The organism is Streptomyces sp. NPDC050422 (assembly GCF_044458665.1).
Taxonomy (GTDB): domain Bacteria; phylum Actinomycetota; class Actinomycetes; order Streptomycetales; family Streptomycetaceae; genus Streptomyces.
Map to the genome: position 1 here is coordinate 327,281 of NZ_JBITIE010000009.1, position 13,859 is coordinate 341,139.

The window sequence follows — 13,859 nt, forward strand, 5'->3', positions numbered from 1 at the left end:
TACCGGCCGCGTTCGTGTGTCCGGGCGGTCCTTGTCCGGCGGCTTCCGCGCGTCTCGGCCGGCGGGTCCTTGTCGGGCGGCTTCCGCGTCTCAGCCGTACGGGATGTGGACGACGGACTGGTTACCGACGCCCACCGTGCTCGGGCCGTTGCCGATGGCGTTCCAGATCTCGACCTTCACCGTGCCGTTGGCCAGGTTGCCGTGGCTCCCGGTGGACGACTTGAGTCCCCTGGCCTGTGTGTAGTGCTCGTACCCGTTGACGGGATCGGTGGCGAAGTAGGCGTACGTCTCCGTGCGGTCCCAGGTCCCGTCGCCCGTCCGGTCGTAACTCACCCGCACCTGCTGCCCGTTGGCGATGGTGGTGCCCGAGTCGGCGAAGACGTCGAACTGGGTCGAGCCGCCGTCGTACGCCCGGGTGATGCCGGTGGCCGTGAAGGTCTGCGGACTGTGCGGGGCCCCGTCGTAGTTGCTGCCCCCGGCCGAGGCGACCGTCACCGAGGAGGCGGTGGACTGAGTGGCCCCGAGACCGCCGGCGCTGCGCAGGGCGAGGGTCGAGGAGCCGGACGGCGGATCCGTGGGTGGGTCGGTGGGCGGCTCGGTGGTTCCGCCGCCGCCCTTGGTCCAGACGCCGACGTAGTCGACCAGCATGGGCCGGCCCGGGACGGTCTCGGCGGTCGGGGTGGAGCCTCCGAGCGCGTTCGGGAAGGCGCCGCCGATCGCGAGGTTGAGCAGCAGGAAGTACCCGGCGTGGTCGGTCATGTTCGCCCACGTCGTGGCGTCCAGCTGGTTCTGGGTGACGCTGTGGAAGAGCTGGCCGTCGACGTACCAGCGCAGGGCGTTCGGGGTGACGGCGCGGTCCCACTCGAAGCGGTAGGTGTGGAACGCGGACTGGCAGCTCGCCCCGGGGCAGGTGCGGCTGTTGCCGAGGCCGGTGGTCTCGTTGCAGGGACCGCCCGGGTTCACTCCGCAGTGCAGGACGCCCCAGACGGAGTTGATCCCGTTGACGTTCTCCATGATGTCGAACTCGCCGATGCCCGGCCAGTTCCAGTAGTTGCCCCGGTAGGGGGAGCCGAGCGCCCAGAAGGCCGGCCAGTAGCCGAGTGCCGCGTTTCCGGTGACGTTCGGCATCTGCACGCGGCCCTCGATGCGCAGAGTGCCGCCGGCCGGGGCCTTGAAGTCGGCCCGCTTGGTCTCGATGCGGCCCGAGGTCCAGTTGCCCGCGCCGTCGCGGAGCGGGGTGATGCGAAGGTTGCCGCCGCCGTCGAGGCTGACGTTGTCGGGACTGGCGGTGTAGTCCTGGATCTCCCCGGTGCCCCAGTTGCCCGGGCCGCCGGCGTAGCCGTGACCCGTGTCGATCTGCCAGTTCGCGGAGGACGGCAGACTGCGGTTCGCGCCGTTGAAGTCGTCGCTCCATGCCAGGTTCCAGCCGGGGGTGGCCGGTACGTCGCCGCGGGCGGGCCCGGAACCGGCGACGGTGACCGCCCCGGCGAGGGCGAGCGCGAGGGCCGTGAAGGCGGCCAGGACGGTGGTGCGCCTGTGGGGGGTGGTGCGGCTCGTACGCAAAGGAACCTCCGGTGGGGACGGTGCCGGGAAGGTTGTCGACGAGAGCGCTCTCAGAGTTATTTAGTTGCACCCGGACCGGTCGTCAATGGCTCCGGCCGCTTTACTTCCCGAAGATGCCGCAGCTTCGGGAAGGGGCCGGACGCCTTGCCTTGACGCCGACGTCAAGGATTACCGTCGGGGTATGCGAATCGGGGAACTGGCCGAACGCGCCGGGACGACGACACGGACGCTGCGGTACTACGAGTCACGGGGCCTGCTGCCCGCACGCCGCGCGGAGAACGGCTACCGCACCTACGACGAGGGCGACCTGCGGCTGATCCAGCAGATCCGGACCCTTCAGGACTTCGGGTTCGACCTGGAGGAGACCCGCCCCTTCGTCGACTGCCTGCGCGCCGGCCATCCGGCGGGCGACTCCTGCCCGGCCTCGCTGGCTGTCTACCGGCGCAAGCTCGGCGAACTGGACGCCCTCATCGGCCAGCTGCAGTCGGTCCGCACGGAGGTGGGTGCCCAGCTGGCCCGCGCCGAACTGGAGGCTTCCGCCGAGCTGCCGGGCGGCCCCGAACCACGATGTGAACTGAGACCGGTCGGTCTGAACTGGGAGGACGAGAGATGATCCACGCAGAAGGTGTCGCAGAAGTCACCGACACGACGTTCGACGGGGAGGTCCTGGCAGCCGGTCTGCCGGTCCTGGTCGAATTCACCGCCGACTGGTGCGGCCCGTGCCGCCAGTTGGCCCCGGTACTCAGCGCGATCGCGCAGGAGGAGACCGGCCGGCTCAAGGTGGTGCAGATCGACGTGGACCACAACCCGGGGATCGCGGGCCGCTACGCGGTGCTGTCCATGCCGACCCTGATGGTTTTCCAGAACGGCGAACCGGTGAAGTCGATGGTGGGCGCCCGCCCCAAGCGGCGGCTGCTCCAGGAGCTGGAGGACGTGCTCCCGGCGGCGGTCTGACGCAGGGCGTATACGCACCGCTGCACCGACCGTCACGTTGCGGATCCCCATCCGTGGTCGGCTGCGCCCGAAGCACTCTCGGCCTGAGCCCACACGCTCCGACTGCCCCGCGTCACGGCTTCAGCGAAACGATCAACGGCTGCGAGGGACTTGGGAGAGGTTCAGGCGGTTCGGTGCCCACCTCCTGTCGCATCGCGCTGCCCACTGCGACGAGCAGTGCGAGTAGCGCGGCAAGGGCGGGGAGCAGGTAGCCGAACGTCGCACTTGTGTGCTCCAGAAGGAGTCCACCGCCGGCCGATCCGACTGCGATACCGCTCAGCAACGCGGTCACCCCGAGCGCCATGCCTTCGGTCAACCGGTCTGACGCCACGCGGTGTTGGATCATCGTCATGCCTGTCGCCATCGTCGGTGCGGTGGCCGATCCGGCGGCCAGCAGTGCGCATGCCAGTACGGCCAGGGAGCCCGACACGGAGACGGCCAGCAGCGGAAGCCCCATCAGCAGGGCCATGGCTGCGACGCAGATCAGGAAGCGGGATCTCAGCGGTCCGGTGGGCTGACGCATCCCGTAGAGAAGTCCGGCGATGCACGATCCGAGCGCTTGAAGAGCGAGGATGGGACCCGCTGCGAATGCTTGGCCGCGATGGTCCGCGTACGCGAGCGTGACGACCTCCATCGAGCCGAATATCGCCCCGGTGGCCAGGAAGGTGAGGAGGAGGGCGGGCATCCCGGGCAAGCGGGCCGGTGAGCGGGCTCCGGTGGTGCGTGAGGGTGTCGCCGGAGGTTCGGTGGAGTGTTGCGCGGCGAAGAGGAGAACGCCGATGAGCAGGAGCACTGCTCCGGTCAGCGTGCCGGCCTCGGGGAACAGCGTGGTGCACAGCAAGGCCGCGAGCACGGGCCCGAGCATGAAGCAGAACTCGTCGGCCGCCTGCTCGAAGGATGTGGCGGTGTGCAGGGCAAGCGGATCGTCCCTGTACAGATGAGCCCAGCGTGCGCGGGCCATGCCCCCGGTGGGAGGCGTGGCGGCGGTGGCGACGTACGTGACGAAGAGCGTCCAGACAGGGGCATCGAACCGTACGCACAGGAGCAGCGCCAGCGAGGCGAACACGGAGATCGCGACTGCGGGTACCGCGATCCGCGCCTGGCCGTGACGGTCGACGAGGCGTGCCAGGTAGGGCCCGGCCATCGCGGAGGCCGCGAGCCCCACCGCAGTGACCGCTCCTGCCAGTGCGTACGAACCACGCGCATCGGCGATCATGATCACGGCGCTGACGCTGAACATGCCCATGGGCAGCCGGGCCAGGAGGGCACCGGCGGTGAAGGCGCGGGCGCCGGGGACGACGAACAGGCGGCGGTACGGAGCGAAGAGCCCGCCGCTCCGTGCCACGGGCGGGCGTTCACCGGGTTCCCCAGCGCTCGCGTGAATCCGCCCATGGCGGGGCGCGGCGGCGGCGATCAGGGTCTGACCGGAAACGGCAAGCAGCAAGGAGGGGGCGCGCCGGGAAGGTTCGTGGTGGGGCATGTGTCTACGTTCGCGGGCACCGCCCTCTGCGGTCCAACACCTGTTCGGCATCGATCCACGCACCTGGGTTGTCAATGCCCGTAGATTGGCTTGGTGCCCCATGACATCGATCCCCGGCTTCTCCGTGCCTTCGTCGCCACCGCCGAGGAGCTTCATTTCACCCGCGCCGCCGCCCGTCTGTACATCGCCCAGCAGGCTCTGAGCCGAGACATCCGGCGCCTGGAGCGGGACCTGGGCGCGGCGTTGTTCGTGCGCACCACCCGTCAGGTCGGCCTCACCACCGAAGGCGCACGGTTGCTCCCGCACGCTCGGCGCGTGCTGACCGCTTGTGAAGCGTTCGCCGCTGCCGCCTCGGGACGCGAGGGGCGGCCCTTGCTCGTCGCGGTGGGGGCACAGATCGGGACCGCCTTCGACGTGCTGCAGGCGGCAAGGCGCTCCGCTCCCGAACTGGAACTCGTCGCCCGCCATCAGAGCGGACTGACGGGCGCGGCCGAGGAGATCCTCGCGGGTCGGCTCGACGCGGCGTTCGGTCGGTTCTCCGGCCTGGCGCCCGCCGTGGCGGCGCGGCTCGCCCACCTCCCGGTGCGCTTCGAACACATGGCGGTCCTGCTGCCCGAGAACCACCGGCTGTCCGCTCTTGACCGGATACCGCTGGACGCGCTCGAAGGCCGGACTCTCTATGCCGCCGCCGGCAACCCGGCCACCGCGGAATGGACCGATCTCGCCACTCAGCTCTTCGCCGGTCGCGGTATCCGTCTGGCAGAACCGTTCCCGGAGATCGAGGGGGCGGACGAGTTCACGCGTGTCGTACGCAAGCGTGGCTGGTGGGTCCTGGCAAGCACCGAGTTCATCGAGGTACCCGGCATGGTCCTGCGCCCGCTCTGCGACCCCATACCTCTGTCGCCGATCTCCCTGGTCTGGCGAACGGGCCTGCGCCACCCTGCCCTCGACGCACTCGCGGCGGCAGCGCGGCACCTGACCAGGCAGCGCATATGGCTCGAACACCCGCCCGCCGCATGGCTCCCGCCGGAGGACCGGGCCGCAATGCGCACAGGATGAAAGAGGCAGTCGGGGGAGGCCGGACGGGGCCGGTGGGAGCGCACTCCGCTCCACCGGCCCCGTCCCTGCTCCCGTCCTCGCGCCGGCCCGCCGTCAGGCCGGCCGCAGCCACACCGTCGCCAGCGGCGGGAGCGTCAGCGTGATGCTGGTGTCCCTGCCGTGCGCCGCCACCGCCTCGGGCTTCAGCGGCTCCTCGTTGCGCACGGCGCTGCCGCCGTACCGCAGCTCGTCCGTGTTCAGCACCTCCACCCACGCCTGAGCCCCGTCCGGCACCCCGATGCGGTAGTCGTGGCGCACCACAGGGGAGAAGTGGGACACGGCGATCAGTGGTGATCCGCCGGCGTCGTACCGGACGAACGCGAAGGCGTTGTCCTCCGCGGCGCCGCCGTCGATCCAGCTGAAGCCCTCCGGGACGGTGTCGCGCTGCCAGAGCGCGGGCGTCGCCCCGTACACCGTGTTCAGATCGCTGACCAGCGTCCGCACTCCGCGGTGGTCGCTCTCCGCCGCGTACGACGGATCGAGCAGCCACCAGTCCGGGCCGTGCCCCTCCGACCACTCCGCACCCTGGGCGAACTCCTGTCCCATGAAGAGGAGTTGCTTGCCGGGGTGGGCCCACATGAAGCCGAGGTAGGCGCGGTGGTTGGCGCGCTGCTGCCACCAGTCGCCGGGCATCTTGCTGACCAGCGACCGCTTGCCGTGCACGACCTCGTCGTGCGAGATCGGCAGCACGTAGTTCTCGCTGTACGCGTACACCATCGAGAAGGTCATCTCGTTGTGGTGGTACTTGCGGTGCACCGGCTCCTTCGACACGTACTCCAGCGAGTCGTGCATCCAGCCCATGTTCCACTTGAGCCCGAAGCCGAGACCGCCGAAACCGCCGGGGCCCACGTGATGGGTGGCGCGGGTGACCCCGTCCCAGGCGGTGGACTCCTCCGCGATCGTCACGACACCGGGGTTGCGCCGGTAGACCGTTGCGTTCATCTCCTGGAGGAAGGCGACCGCGTCCAGGTTCTCCCGGCCGCCGTGCTCGTTCGGGGACCACTCCCCGTCCTCGCGCGAGTAGTCGAGGTAGAGCATCGAGGCGACCGCGTCGACCCGCAGCCCGTCGATGTGGAACTCCTCGCACCAGTAAGTGGCGTTGGAGACGAGGAAGTTGCGCACCTCGGTGCGGCCGTAGTCGAATTCGAGCGTGCCCCAGTCGGGATGCGCGGCCCGCTGCGGGTCCGAGTGCTCGTACAGCGGGCGGCCGTCGAGCTCGGCGAGCGCCCATTCGTCGCGCGGGAAGTGCGCGGGCACCCAGTCGACGATGACGCCGATCCCCGCCCCGTGCAGCGCGTCGACGAGGAAGCGGAAGTCGTCGGGCGAGCCCATGCGGGACGTCGGGGCGTAGAAGCCGGTGACCTGATAGCCCCAGGAGCCGCCGAAGGGGTGCTCGGAGACCGGCATCAGCTCCACATGCGTGAAGCCCAGATCGCGTACGTACGCCGGGAGTTGCTCGGCAAGCTGGCGGTAGGTGAGGCCGGGGCGCCAGGACGGCAGGTGCACCTCGTAGACCGAGAGCGGGGCCTCGTGCACGGGTACGTCCCCGCGGTGGGCCATCCACTCCTGGTCCTGCCAGACGTGGTGCGCGGCCGTCACCACCGAGGCGTTGGACGGCGGGACCTCGGCATGGCGGGCCATCGGGTCGGCCCGCAGCGTGTGCGAGCCGTCCGGGCGGCAGATGTCGAACTTGTACAGCGTCCCTTCGCCGATCGCCGGCAGGAACAGCTCCCACACCCCGGTGGAGCCGAGGGAACGCATCGGGAACCCGGTGCCGTCCCAGTAGTTGAAGTCCCCGCTGACCCGCACCCCGCGGGCATTGGGCGCCCAGAGCGTGAACCGGGTGCCGGAGACACCCTGGTGTTCCATCGGCTGGGCACCGAGCGCCGTCCACAGCTCCTCGTGCCGGCCCTCGCCGATCAGGTGCAGATCGAGATCGCCGAGCGCGGGCAGGAAGCGGTACGGGTCGTGGATCTCGATCTCGTTGTCGTCGTAGGCCACCAGGAGCCGGTACTCGGGGACCGCGGCCATCGGCAGGAGGCCGGAGAAGAACCCGTCGCCGTCGTCGAGCAACTGGGCCCGCAGCCCCTTGGCGAGCACGGTGACCGAGCGGGCGAACGGACGCAGCACCCGGAAGGTGACCCCGCCGCGGATCTGGTGCGCGCCGAGCAGCTCGTGCGGGGCGTGGTGCTCACCCGCCAGGAGACGTGCCCGGTCCCCGTCGTCGAGAGCGCCGGCCGGGCGGACTCCCTGCCCGCCCGCGCGGCGGGGGCGCGGCGGCGCCGCCTTCCTCGCCCGTTTGACCGGGGGAGCTGTGGCGGGCGGTGCGTCCGCCTCCACCGGCGTGAGGGTCCCGGTGGCCGGTCCGGCGGCGGCGTCCGCATGCTCGGCGGGGGCCGCGGAGAGGGTGGCGTCGATGGGGGGCTGGGAGGGTTCGGGCGCGTTGCGGGACGGCTTGCGGGCGGTCACAGGGACAGCCTCCTCGGAGGGTGTGGGTGGGGTGGGGTGGGACGGGCGGAAGCGGGACGGGCGGGTCGTGCCGCGTCAGTCGGCGTCGGCCGCCAGGCGGTGGATCGCGGCCATCGGGACCGGCAGCCAGTCGGGCCGGTGCCGGGCCTCGTACAGCACCTCGTAGACCGCCTTGTCGGTCTCGTGGGCGCGCAGCAGCTCGGGCTCGTCGCGGGGGTCGACGCCCGCGGCCTCGGCGTAGCCGTCGCAGTAGGCGGTCCGGCAACGCGCCGCCCATGCGGCGTTCCAGGGCCGGTGCGAGCGGGCCGCGTAGTCGAAGGAGCGGAGCATTCCGGCGATGTCGCGCACCGGTGGCTGCGGGCTGCGGCGCTCCGGGAGCGGGCGGGCCGGTTCGCCCTCGAAGTCGATCAGTGACCAGAAACCGTCGGTGCCGCGCAGTGTCTGGCCGAGGTGGAGGTCGCCGTGCACCCGCTGGGCGGCCCAGGCGTGGCCCCGGTGGCCCAGGGCCGTCACGGCGTCGAAGGCGGCGCGCAGTCCGGGGACGTACGGCACCAGTTCCGGTACCGCGTGGGCGGCCGCCTCCAGCCGCTGCACCATGGCGGCGGCCAGCTCCTCGGTCTGGGAGCGGCGCAGGGACGGCGTGGGCAGCGCCGCGGCGAGTGCGGTGTGCACCTCGGCGGTGGCCCGGCCCAGGGCGTGGGCCTCCCGTGTGAAGCCGTTGCCCGTCGCCAGTGCGCGCAGCGCGAGCTGCCAGCCGTCCTGGGCGCCCCGCAGGAACGGCTGGAGCACGCCGAGCGTGAGGCGTTCCGGCACGGCGGCCTCGAACCACGCGACCGGCGCGGGAACGCGTCCGCACCCCTCGCGGGAGAGCGCGAGCGGCAGCTCCAGATCGGGGTTGGTGCCGGGGAAGACCCGGCGGAAGATCTTCAGGATGTAGGAGTCGCCGTACACGAGCGAGGAGTTGGACTGCTCGGTGTCCAGTACCCGGGGGGTCAGCCCGGCAGGGACCGGGTCCGCTCCCCGGCCGAAGCGCAGGGCGCCGAGACCGCCGGGTGTGCGCAGCCGCTCCAGCAGCAGCGCGGCGAGGCGCGGATCGTGCAGCCCGTCGTAGACGGTACGGCCGGCCAGCGGCCCGTCCGTCACACGGCCGATGAGGGCGGGAGCCAGGAGCGGGGGCAGCACGGTCCGTACGCCGAGCAGCAACTGGTAGCAGTCCGGGGGAGGCTGGGCCGGCATCGTGGGCTGGTGGGCCCTCACCAGGAGGTGGAGGAGGCCCGGGCCGGTGTCGGCCGCGCCGGAGTCCACCGGCAGTATTTCGGTGGCCGAGACGAGCGAGAAGGCGGTGATGGCCCGCCCCTTGCCTGCGAACCACCGCTGCCGGGGCAGCCATTCATGCAGCAGCGGTCCGAGAGACGGGAGCAGGGCTGTGCTGTTCGCCAGGGTGACCTGAGCGGATGCAGCCTCCGACATGGCATCGCGTCCTTTCCCCGGGCACACCACAGGATGCGAAGAGTGTCCCGGATTGCGGCTTTGGCTGTCCGGCTGTGCGGGACGTGTCGGGTCAGGATGGTCCGTACGGACTCGACTCGGGGTGATCGAAACGCCAGGAAGATCCAAGAACACTACGGAAGTGCTTGATATGGGGGGAAGAGTGCCCCGTGCGGGGCGGCGGAAACCGCCCCGCACGGCCGCTCGGCCTCAGGTCCTGTCTGGAGTTCCCCCGCGGCGTCACGGCGTCCGGCACCGCCGTCTCCGGCGGTGTCGTCAGTCGCCGACGCTCCGCGTCGACTCCCTCCTCCGCCTTGGATCCGACGGCACCGGACGCCGCTCCTTCTCCCGCGCTGGAACTCCAGACAGGAGACAGGACCTAAGGGCTGTCCCGCAATTCCTGGTGGATCAGCGCGCGGCGTCAGATGCGGTGCATCGCAAGGCGAAGAGGCGCCCGCATACTGGATGTATTCGGGCGTTTCGACAACGCGGCGAGGTGCCGTAGCTGTCGTCGTGCGCCCGCCAGGAATTGCGGGACAGCCCTTAGCTCGGCGGTGCGTCCTTCCGCAGCCGGAACCAGTAGAAGCCGTGGCCCGCGAGAGTCAGCAGGTAGGGCCACTGGCCGATGGCGGGGAAGCGCACCCCGCCGATCAGCTCCACCGGATGACGCCCGTTGAAGGACCTCAGATCGAGCTCCGTCGGCTGCGCGAACCGCGAGAAGTTGTGCACGCACAGCACGAGATCGTCCCCGTGCTCACGGGTGAAGGCGAGCACCGCGGGGTTGGAGGAGGGCAGTTCGTTGTACGAGCCGAGCCCGAACGCCGGGTTCTGCTTGCGGATTTCGATCATCCGCCGTGTCCAGTGCAGCAGCGACGACGGTGAGGCCATCGACGCCTCGACGTTGGTGACCTGGTAGCCGTAGACCGGGTCCATGATCGTGGGGAGGTAGAGCCGGCCCGGATCGCTGGAGGAGAACCCGGCGTTGCGGTCGGGTGTCCACTGCATCGGGGTGCGGACGGCGTCCCGGTCGCCCAGCCAGATGTTGTCGCCCATGCCGATCTCGTCCCCGTAGTAGAGGATCGGGGAGCCGGGCAGGGACAGCAGCAGGGCGGTGAACAGCTCGATCTGGTTGCGGTCGTTGTCCAGCAGGGGTGCGAGGCGACGGCGGATGCCGATGTTGGCCCGCATCCGCGGATCCTTGGCGTACTCCGCGTACATGTAGTCGCGTTCTTCGTCCGTGACCATTTCGAGCGTCAACTCGTCGTGGTTGCGCAGGAAGATGCCCCACTGGCAGCCCGAGGGAATCGCCGGTGTCTTGGCCAGGATTTCCGAGACCGGGTAGCGGCTCTCCCGCCGTACCGCCATGAAGATCCGCGGCATCACCGGGAAGTGGAACGCCATGTGGCACTCGTCGCCGCCGGCCTGGTAGTCGCCGAAGTAGTCGACGACGTCCTCGGGCCACTGGTTGGCCTCGGCGAGCAGCACGGTGTCGGGGTAGTTGGCGTCGATCTCCTTGCGGACCCGCTTGAGGAAGCCGTGGGTCTCCGGGAGGTTCTCGCAGTTGGTGCCCTCGCGCGTGTAGAGGTAGGGCACGGCGTCGACGCGGAAGCCGTCGATGCCGAGGTCCAGCCAGAAGCGCAGCGCGGAGATGATCTCCTCCTGCACCGCCGGGTTCTCGTAGTTGAGGTCGGGCTGGTGCGAGAAGAACCGGTGCCAGTAGTACTGCTTGCGCACCGGGTCGAAGGTCCAGTTGGACGTCTCCGTGTCGACGAAGATGATCCGGGCGTCCTGGAACTGCTTGTCGTCGTCGGCCCAGACGTAGTAGTCGCCGTACGGACCGTCGGGGTCGGTACGGGACTGCTGGAACCAGTCGTGCTGGTCGCTGGTGTGATTCATGACGAAGTCGATGATCACGCGCATGCCGCGCTGGTGCGCGGCGTCGACGAACTCGACGAAGTCGGCGAGATCGCCGAACTCCGGCAGCACGGCGGTGTAGTCGGACACGTCGTAACCGCCGTCGCGCAGCGGCGACTTGAAGAACGGCGGCAGCCAGAGGCAGTCGACGCCCAGCCACTGCAGATAGTCCAGCTTGGCGGTGATCCCCTTCAGATCTCCGATGCCGTCGCCGTTGGAGTCCTGGAAGGACCGGACGAGGACCTCGTAGAAGACGGCACGCTTGAACCAGTCGGGATCGCGGTCCTTGGCAGGGGTGTCCTCGAACGTGTCGTGGACGGGCTCATTGACGATCATGGTGTGGGTGACCCTCCGGTCGGCGGGGACGGTCGCAGGACGGCGATGTGCGCGGGCGTCACGCCCGGTTCCAGACGCACATAGAAGGTCCTGCCCCAGTGATAGGAATGGCCGGTGAGCTCGTCGCGCACCGGCACGCTCTCGTGCCGGTCGAGGCCGAGTTGCGGCATGTCCAACGAGACGGTCGCCTCCTGGGTGTGGTGCGGGTCGAGGTTGACGACCGTCAGAACGGTGTTCGAACCGGAGCGCTTGCTGTACACGATCAGGGCGTCGTTGTCGGACGCGTGGAAGTGCACGTCACGCAGCTGCTGCAGCGCCGGGTGGCGGCGCCGGATCCGGTTGAGTGTGGTGATGAGCGGAGCCAGTGACCGGCCCTCGCGCTCGGCGGCTTCCCAGTCCCTGGGCCGGATCTCGTACTTCTCCGAGTCGAGGTACTCCTCACTGCCGTTGCGGACCGGGGTGTTCTCGCACAGCTCGTACCCCGCGTACACCCCCCAGGACGGGGAGAGGGTCGCCGCGAGCACCGCCCGTGCCTCGAAGGCCGGCCTGCCGCCTTCCTGGAGATGGCCGGGAAGGATATCGGGGGTGTTCACGAAGAAATTGGGCCTCATGACGGAGGCCGATTCGCCGGACAGTTCGGTCACGTACTCCGTGATTTCCTGCCGGGTGTTGCGCCAGGTGAAGTACGTGTACGACTGCTGGAATCCGACGGAGGCGAGGGTGCGCATCATCGCGGGGCGGGTGAATGCCTCGGCCAGGAAGATCACATCGGGGTCGGTGCGGTTGATGTCGGCGATCACCTTCTCCCAGAAGATCACCGGCTTCGTGTGCGGATTGTCGACCCGGAAGATACGCACTCCGTGATCCATCCAGAAACGCAGGATGCGCACGGTCTCCGTGACGATCCCCCGGAGATCCTTGTCGAAGGCGACCGGATAGATGTCCTGGTATTTCTTCGGCGGATTCTCCGCATAGGCGATGGTGCCGTCCGCCCGGTGATGGAACCACTCGGGGTGCTTCTCCACCCACGGATGGTCGGGCGAGCACTGGAGCGCGAAGTCCAGCGCGATCTCCATGCGCAGGGTGCGGGCCGTCTCGACGAAGTGGTCGAAGTCCTCCAGGGTGCCGAGATCCGGGTGCACCGCGTCATGACCGCCCTCGGCGGAACCGATCGCCCACGGCACACCCACGTCGTGCGCCGCGGGGGAGAGGGAGTTGTTGGGGCCCTTGCGATGGGTGGTGCCGATGGGGTGGATGGGCGGGAGGTAGACCACGTCGAACCCCATGGCGGCGACCGCGGGCAGCCGTTCGGCCGCCGTGCGGAACGTGCCGCTGATGATCCGGGGCGGCTTCGGGGCCGCGGCGGTCTTGGCCGTACGACCCTTGCGGGGCGCCTTGGCCGGTTCGACCCTGGCGCCCTCGGAGCGGGGGAAGAGCTCGTACCAGGAGCCGAAGAGCGCGCGCCGGCGCTCGACGACGAGCGGGTGCGGGCGTGACGCCGTGACCAGCTCACGCAGGGGATGACGGGCCAGCGCGGCGGACGCCTCGGGGGCGAGCGCGGCGGCCAGCCGGGCGGCGGCCGGCCGGGACTCGTCGCGCAGGGCGTCGACCGCGGTCAGTACCGCCTCGCGGCCGTCGCGCTTCGGGACGCCCTCGGCGGCCCGCTCGTACAGCTCGGCGCCCTCCGCCAGGACGAGCGCGGTGTCGATCCCCGCAGGGATCTTGATCCTCGCCGCGTGGAGCCAGGTGGCGACCGGGTCGCTCCAGGCCTCGACCGTGTACGTCCAGCGGCCCTCCGCGTCCGGAGTCACCTCGGCGCCCCAGCGGTCGGTGCCCGGCGCGAGCTCACGCATCGGAGTCCAGGGCCCTGGGCGCCCGCTCGGGTCCCGCAGCACGACATCGGCCGCGACCGCGTCATGGCCCTCGCGGAAGACGGTCGCGGTGACCTGGAAGGTTTCACCGGCGACGGCCTTGGCGGGCCTTCTGCCGCAGTCGACGAGCGGACGGACGTCGAGGACGGGAATACGACCGATCATGAAATCACCTGGGGGCTGGAGCTCGGACTCGACAGGGCGCGAAACGGGCGCGGAGGGCGGAACGCGCGCGCCGCGATTATGGGGTTCGGTCCTTTCTAGCTGCTCCGTCGACGACTGATGGGGTGTGGGCATGGCCGCTCCTGTCCGCGTTCACTCGAATGGCACTCGAATGGATGAGGCGTGCGGTGTGGTGCTCGGGTGTGGACCGAATGCGTGGGTCGTCCGTACCGATTGCATACGAACCGTGGGCGGATCGCCGGTGGACAGGGGGCGAATCGTGCGCGGGGTGGTGACGAATCGCCTTCGGCACTCATCCGAACGCATTCGTTTCCGGGTACCGGAGAAGCCTTCCCACAGATCTCGGTAGGCCAATCCGGCGGTTTGTTAACTACTCGGGCGTATCTGTGACGGTCCGAATGCGCCGGGCTCCACCGCGCGCACGCGGGATGGTGCGGAACCGGCGCACGCCGGGCGGTACCGGC

General features: G+C 69.9%; 9 protein-coding genes. 3 read left to right on the forward strand and 6 right to left on the reverse strand.

Going from position 1 to position 13,859, the window contains the following annotated elements:
* Positions 1 to 90: 90 nt before the first annotated feature.
* Positions 91 to 1,563 carry a glycoside hydrolase family 16 protein gene (locus ACIBJG_RS16735; protein ID WP_399308250.1) on the reverse strand — a complete coding sequence of 491 codons (1,473 nt, stop codon included), beginning with the start codon at positions 1,561 to 1,563 and terminating at the stop codon, positions 91 to 93.
* A 181-nt stretch (positions 1,564 to 1,744) separates the two neighbouring features.
* Here ACIBJG_RS16735 and ACIBJG_RS16740 point away from each other — a divergent pair, with 181 nt between their 5' ends.
* Positions 1,745 to 2,176, forward strand: coding sequence for a MerR family transcriptional regulator (locus ACIBJG_RS16740; RefSeq protein WP_399308251.1), 432 nt, complete (start codon positions 1,745 to 1,747; stop codon positions 2,174 to 2,176).
* Positions 2,173 to 2,517: a thioredoxin gene (gene trxA / locus ACIBJG_RS16745; protein WP_399308252.1), complete on the forward strand. Its 345-nt coding sequence runs from the start codon at positions 2,173 to 2,175 to the stop codon at positions 2,515 to 2,517. The genes ACIBJG_RS16740 and trxA overlap by 4 nt, the downstream gene beginning before the upstream one ends.
* 112 nt (positions 2,518 to 2,629) lie before the next feature.
* Here the strand turns inward: trxA and ACIBJG_RS16750 are convergent, their stop codons facing one another.
* Complete coding sequence (locus ACIBJG_RS16750; RefSeq protein ID WP_399308253.1) at positions 2,630 to 4,036, reverse strand: MFS transporter; 1,407 nt, start codon at positions 4,034 to 4,036, stop codon at positions 2,630 to 2,632.
* 93 nt (positions 4,037 to 4,129) lie between these two features.
* Here ACIBJG_RS16750 and ACIBJG_RS16755 point away from each other — a divergent pair, with 93 nt between their 5' ends.
* Positions 4,130 to 5,095 (forward strand): LysR family transcriptional regulator, encoded by a 966-nt coding sequence (locus ACIBJG_RS16755; protein WP_399308254.1) that lies wholly within the window; start codon positions 4,130 to 4,132, stop codon positions 5,093 to 5,095.
* Between the two features lie 93 nt (positions 5,096 to 5,188).
* On the opposite strand, the gene glgB is transcribed toward ACIBJG_RS16755, so the two are convergent.
* From glgB to ACIBJG_RS16775, 4 genes are all read right to left on the reverse strand, one after another.
* The gene (glgB, locus tag ACIBJG_RS16760; RefSeq protein ID WP_399308255.1) at positions 5,189 to 7,603 is read right to left on the reverse strand and encodes a 1,4-alpha-glucan branching enzyme; all 2,415 of its coding nucleotides are present in this window, start codon (positions 7,601 to 7,603) and stop codon (positions 5,189 to 5,191) included.
* Positions 7,604 to 7,678: 75 nt separating this feature from the next.
* Positions 7,679 to 9,073, reverse strand: a complete 1,395-nt coding sequence (locus ACIBJG_RS16765) for a maltokinase (RefSeq protein WP_399308256.1) — start codon at positions 9,071 to 9,073, stop codon at positions 7,679 to 7,681.
* 561 nt (positions 9,074 to 9,634) lie between these two features.
* Positions 9,635 to 11,341, reverse strand: a complete 1,707-nt coding sequence (gene treS, locus ACIBJG_RS16770) for a maltose alpha-D-glucosyltransferase (RefSeq protein WP_399308257.1) — start codon at positions 11,339 to 11,341, stop codon at positions 9,635 to 9,637.
* A complete protein-coding gene (locus ACIBJG_RS16775; RefSeq protein ID WP_399308258.1) occupies positions 11,338 to 13,377 on the reverse strand; it encodes an alpha-1,4-glucan--maltose-1-phosphate maltosyltransferase in 2,040 nt (679 codons plus the stop codon). The genes treS and ACIBJG_RS16775 overlap by 4 nt, the downstream gene beginning before the upstream one ends.
* Between the last annotated feature and the right edge of the window lie 482 nt (positions 13,378 to 13,859).

What these genes read in the sequence shown, in the direction of transcription:
- ACIBJG_RS16750 (WP_399308253.1), bottom strand. Translation starts at nt 4,036, where the DNA reads ATGCCCCACCACGAACCTTCCCGGCGCGCCCCCTCCTTGCTGCTTGCC.
- ACIBJG_RS16740 (WP_399308251.1), top strand. Translation starts at nt 1,745, where the DNA reads ATGCGAATCGGGGAACTGGCCGAACGCGCCGGGACGACGACACGGACG.
- ACIBJG_RS16775 (WP_399308258.1), bottom strand. Translation starts at nt 13,377, where the DNA reads ATGATCGGTCGTATTCCCGTCCTCGACGTCCGTCCGCTCGTCGACTGC.
- trxA (WP_399308252.1), top strand. Translation starts at nt 2,173, where the DNA reads ATGATCCACGCAGAAGGTGTCGCAGAAGTCACCGACACGACGTTCGAC.
- ACIBJG_RS16765 (WP_399308256.1), bottom strand. Translation starts at nt 9,073, where the DNA reads ATGTCGGAGGCTGCATCCGCTCAGGTCACCCTGGCGAACAGCACAGCC.
- treS (WP_399308257.1), bottom strand. Translation starts at nt 11,341, where the DNA reads ATGATCGTCAATGAGCCCGTCCACGACACGTTCGAGGACACCCCTGCC.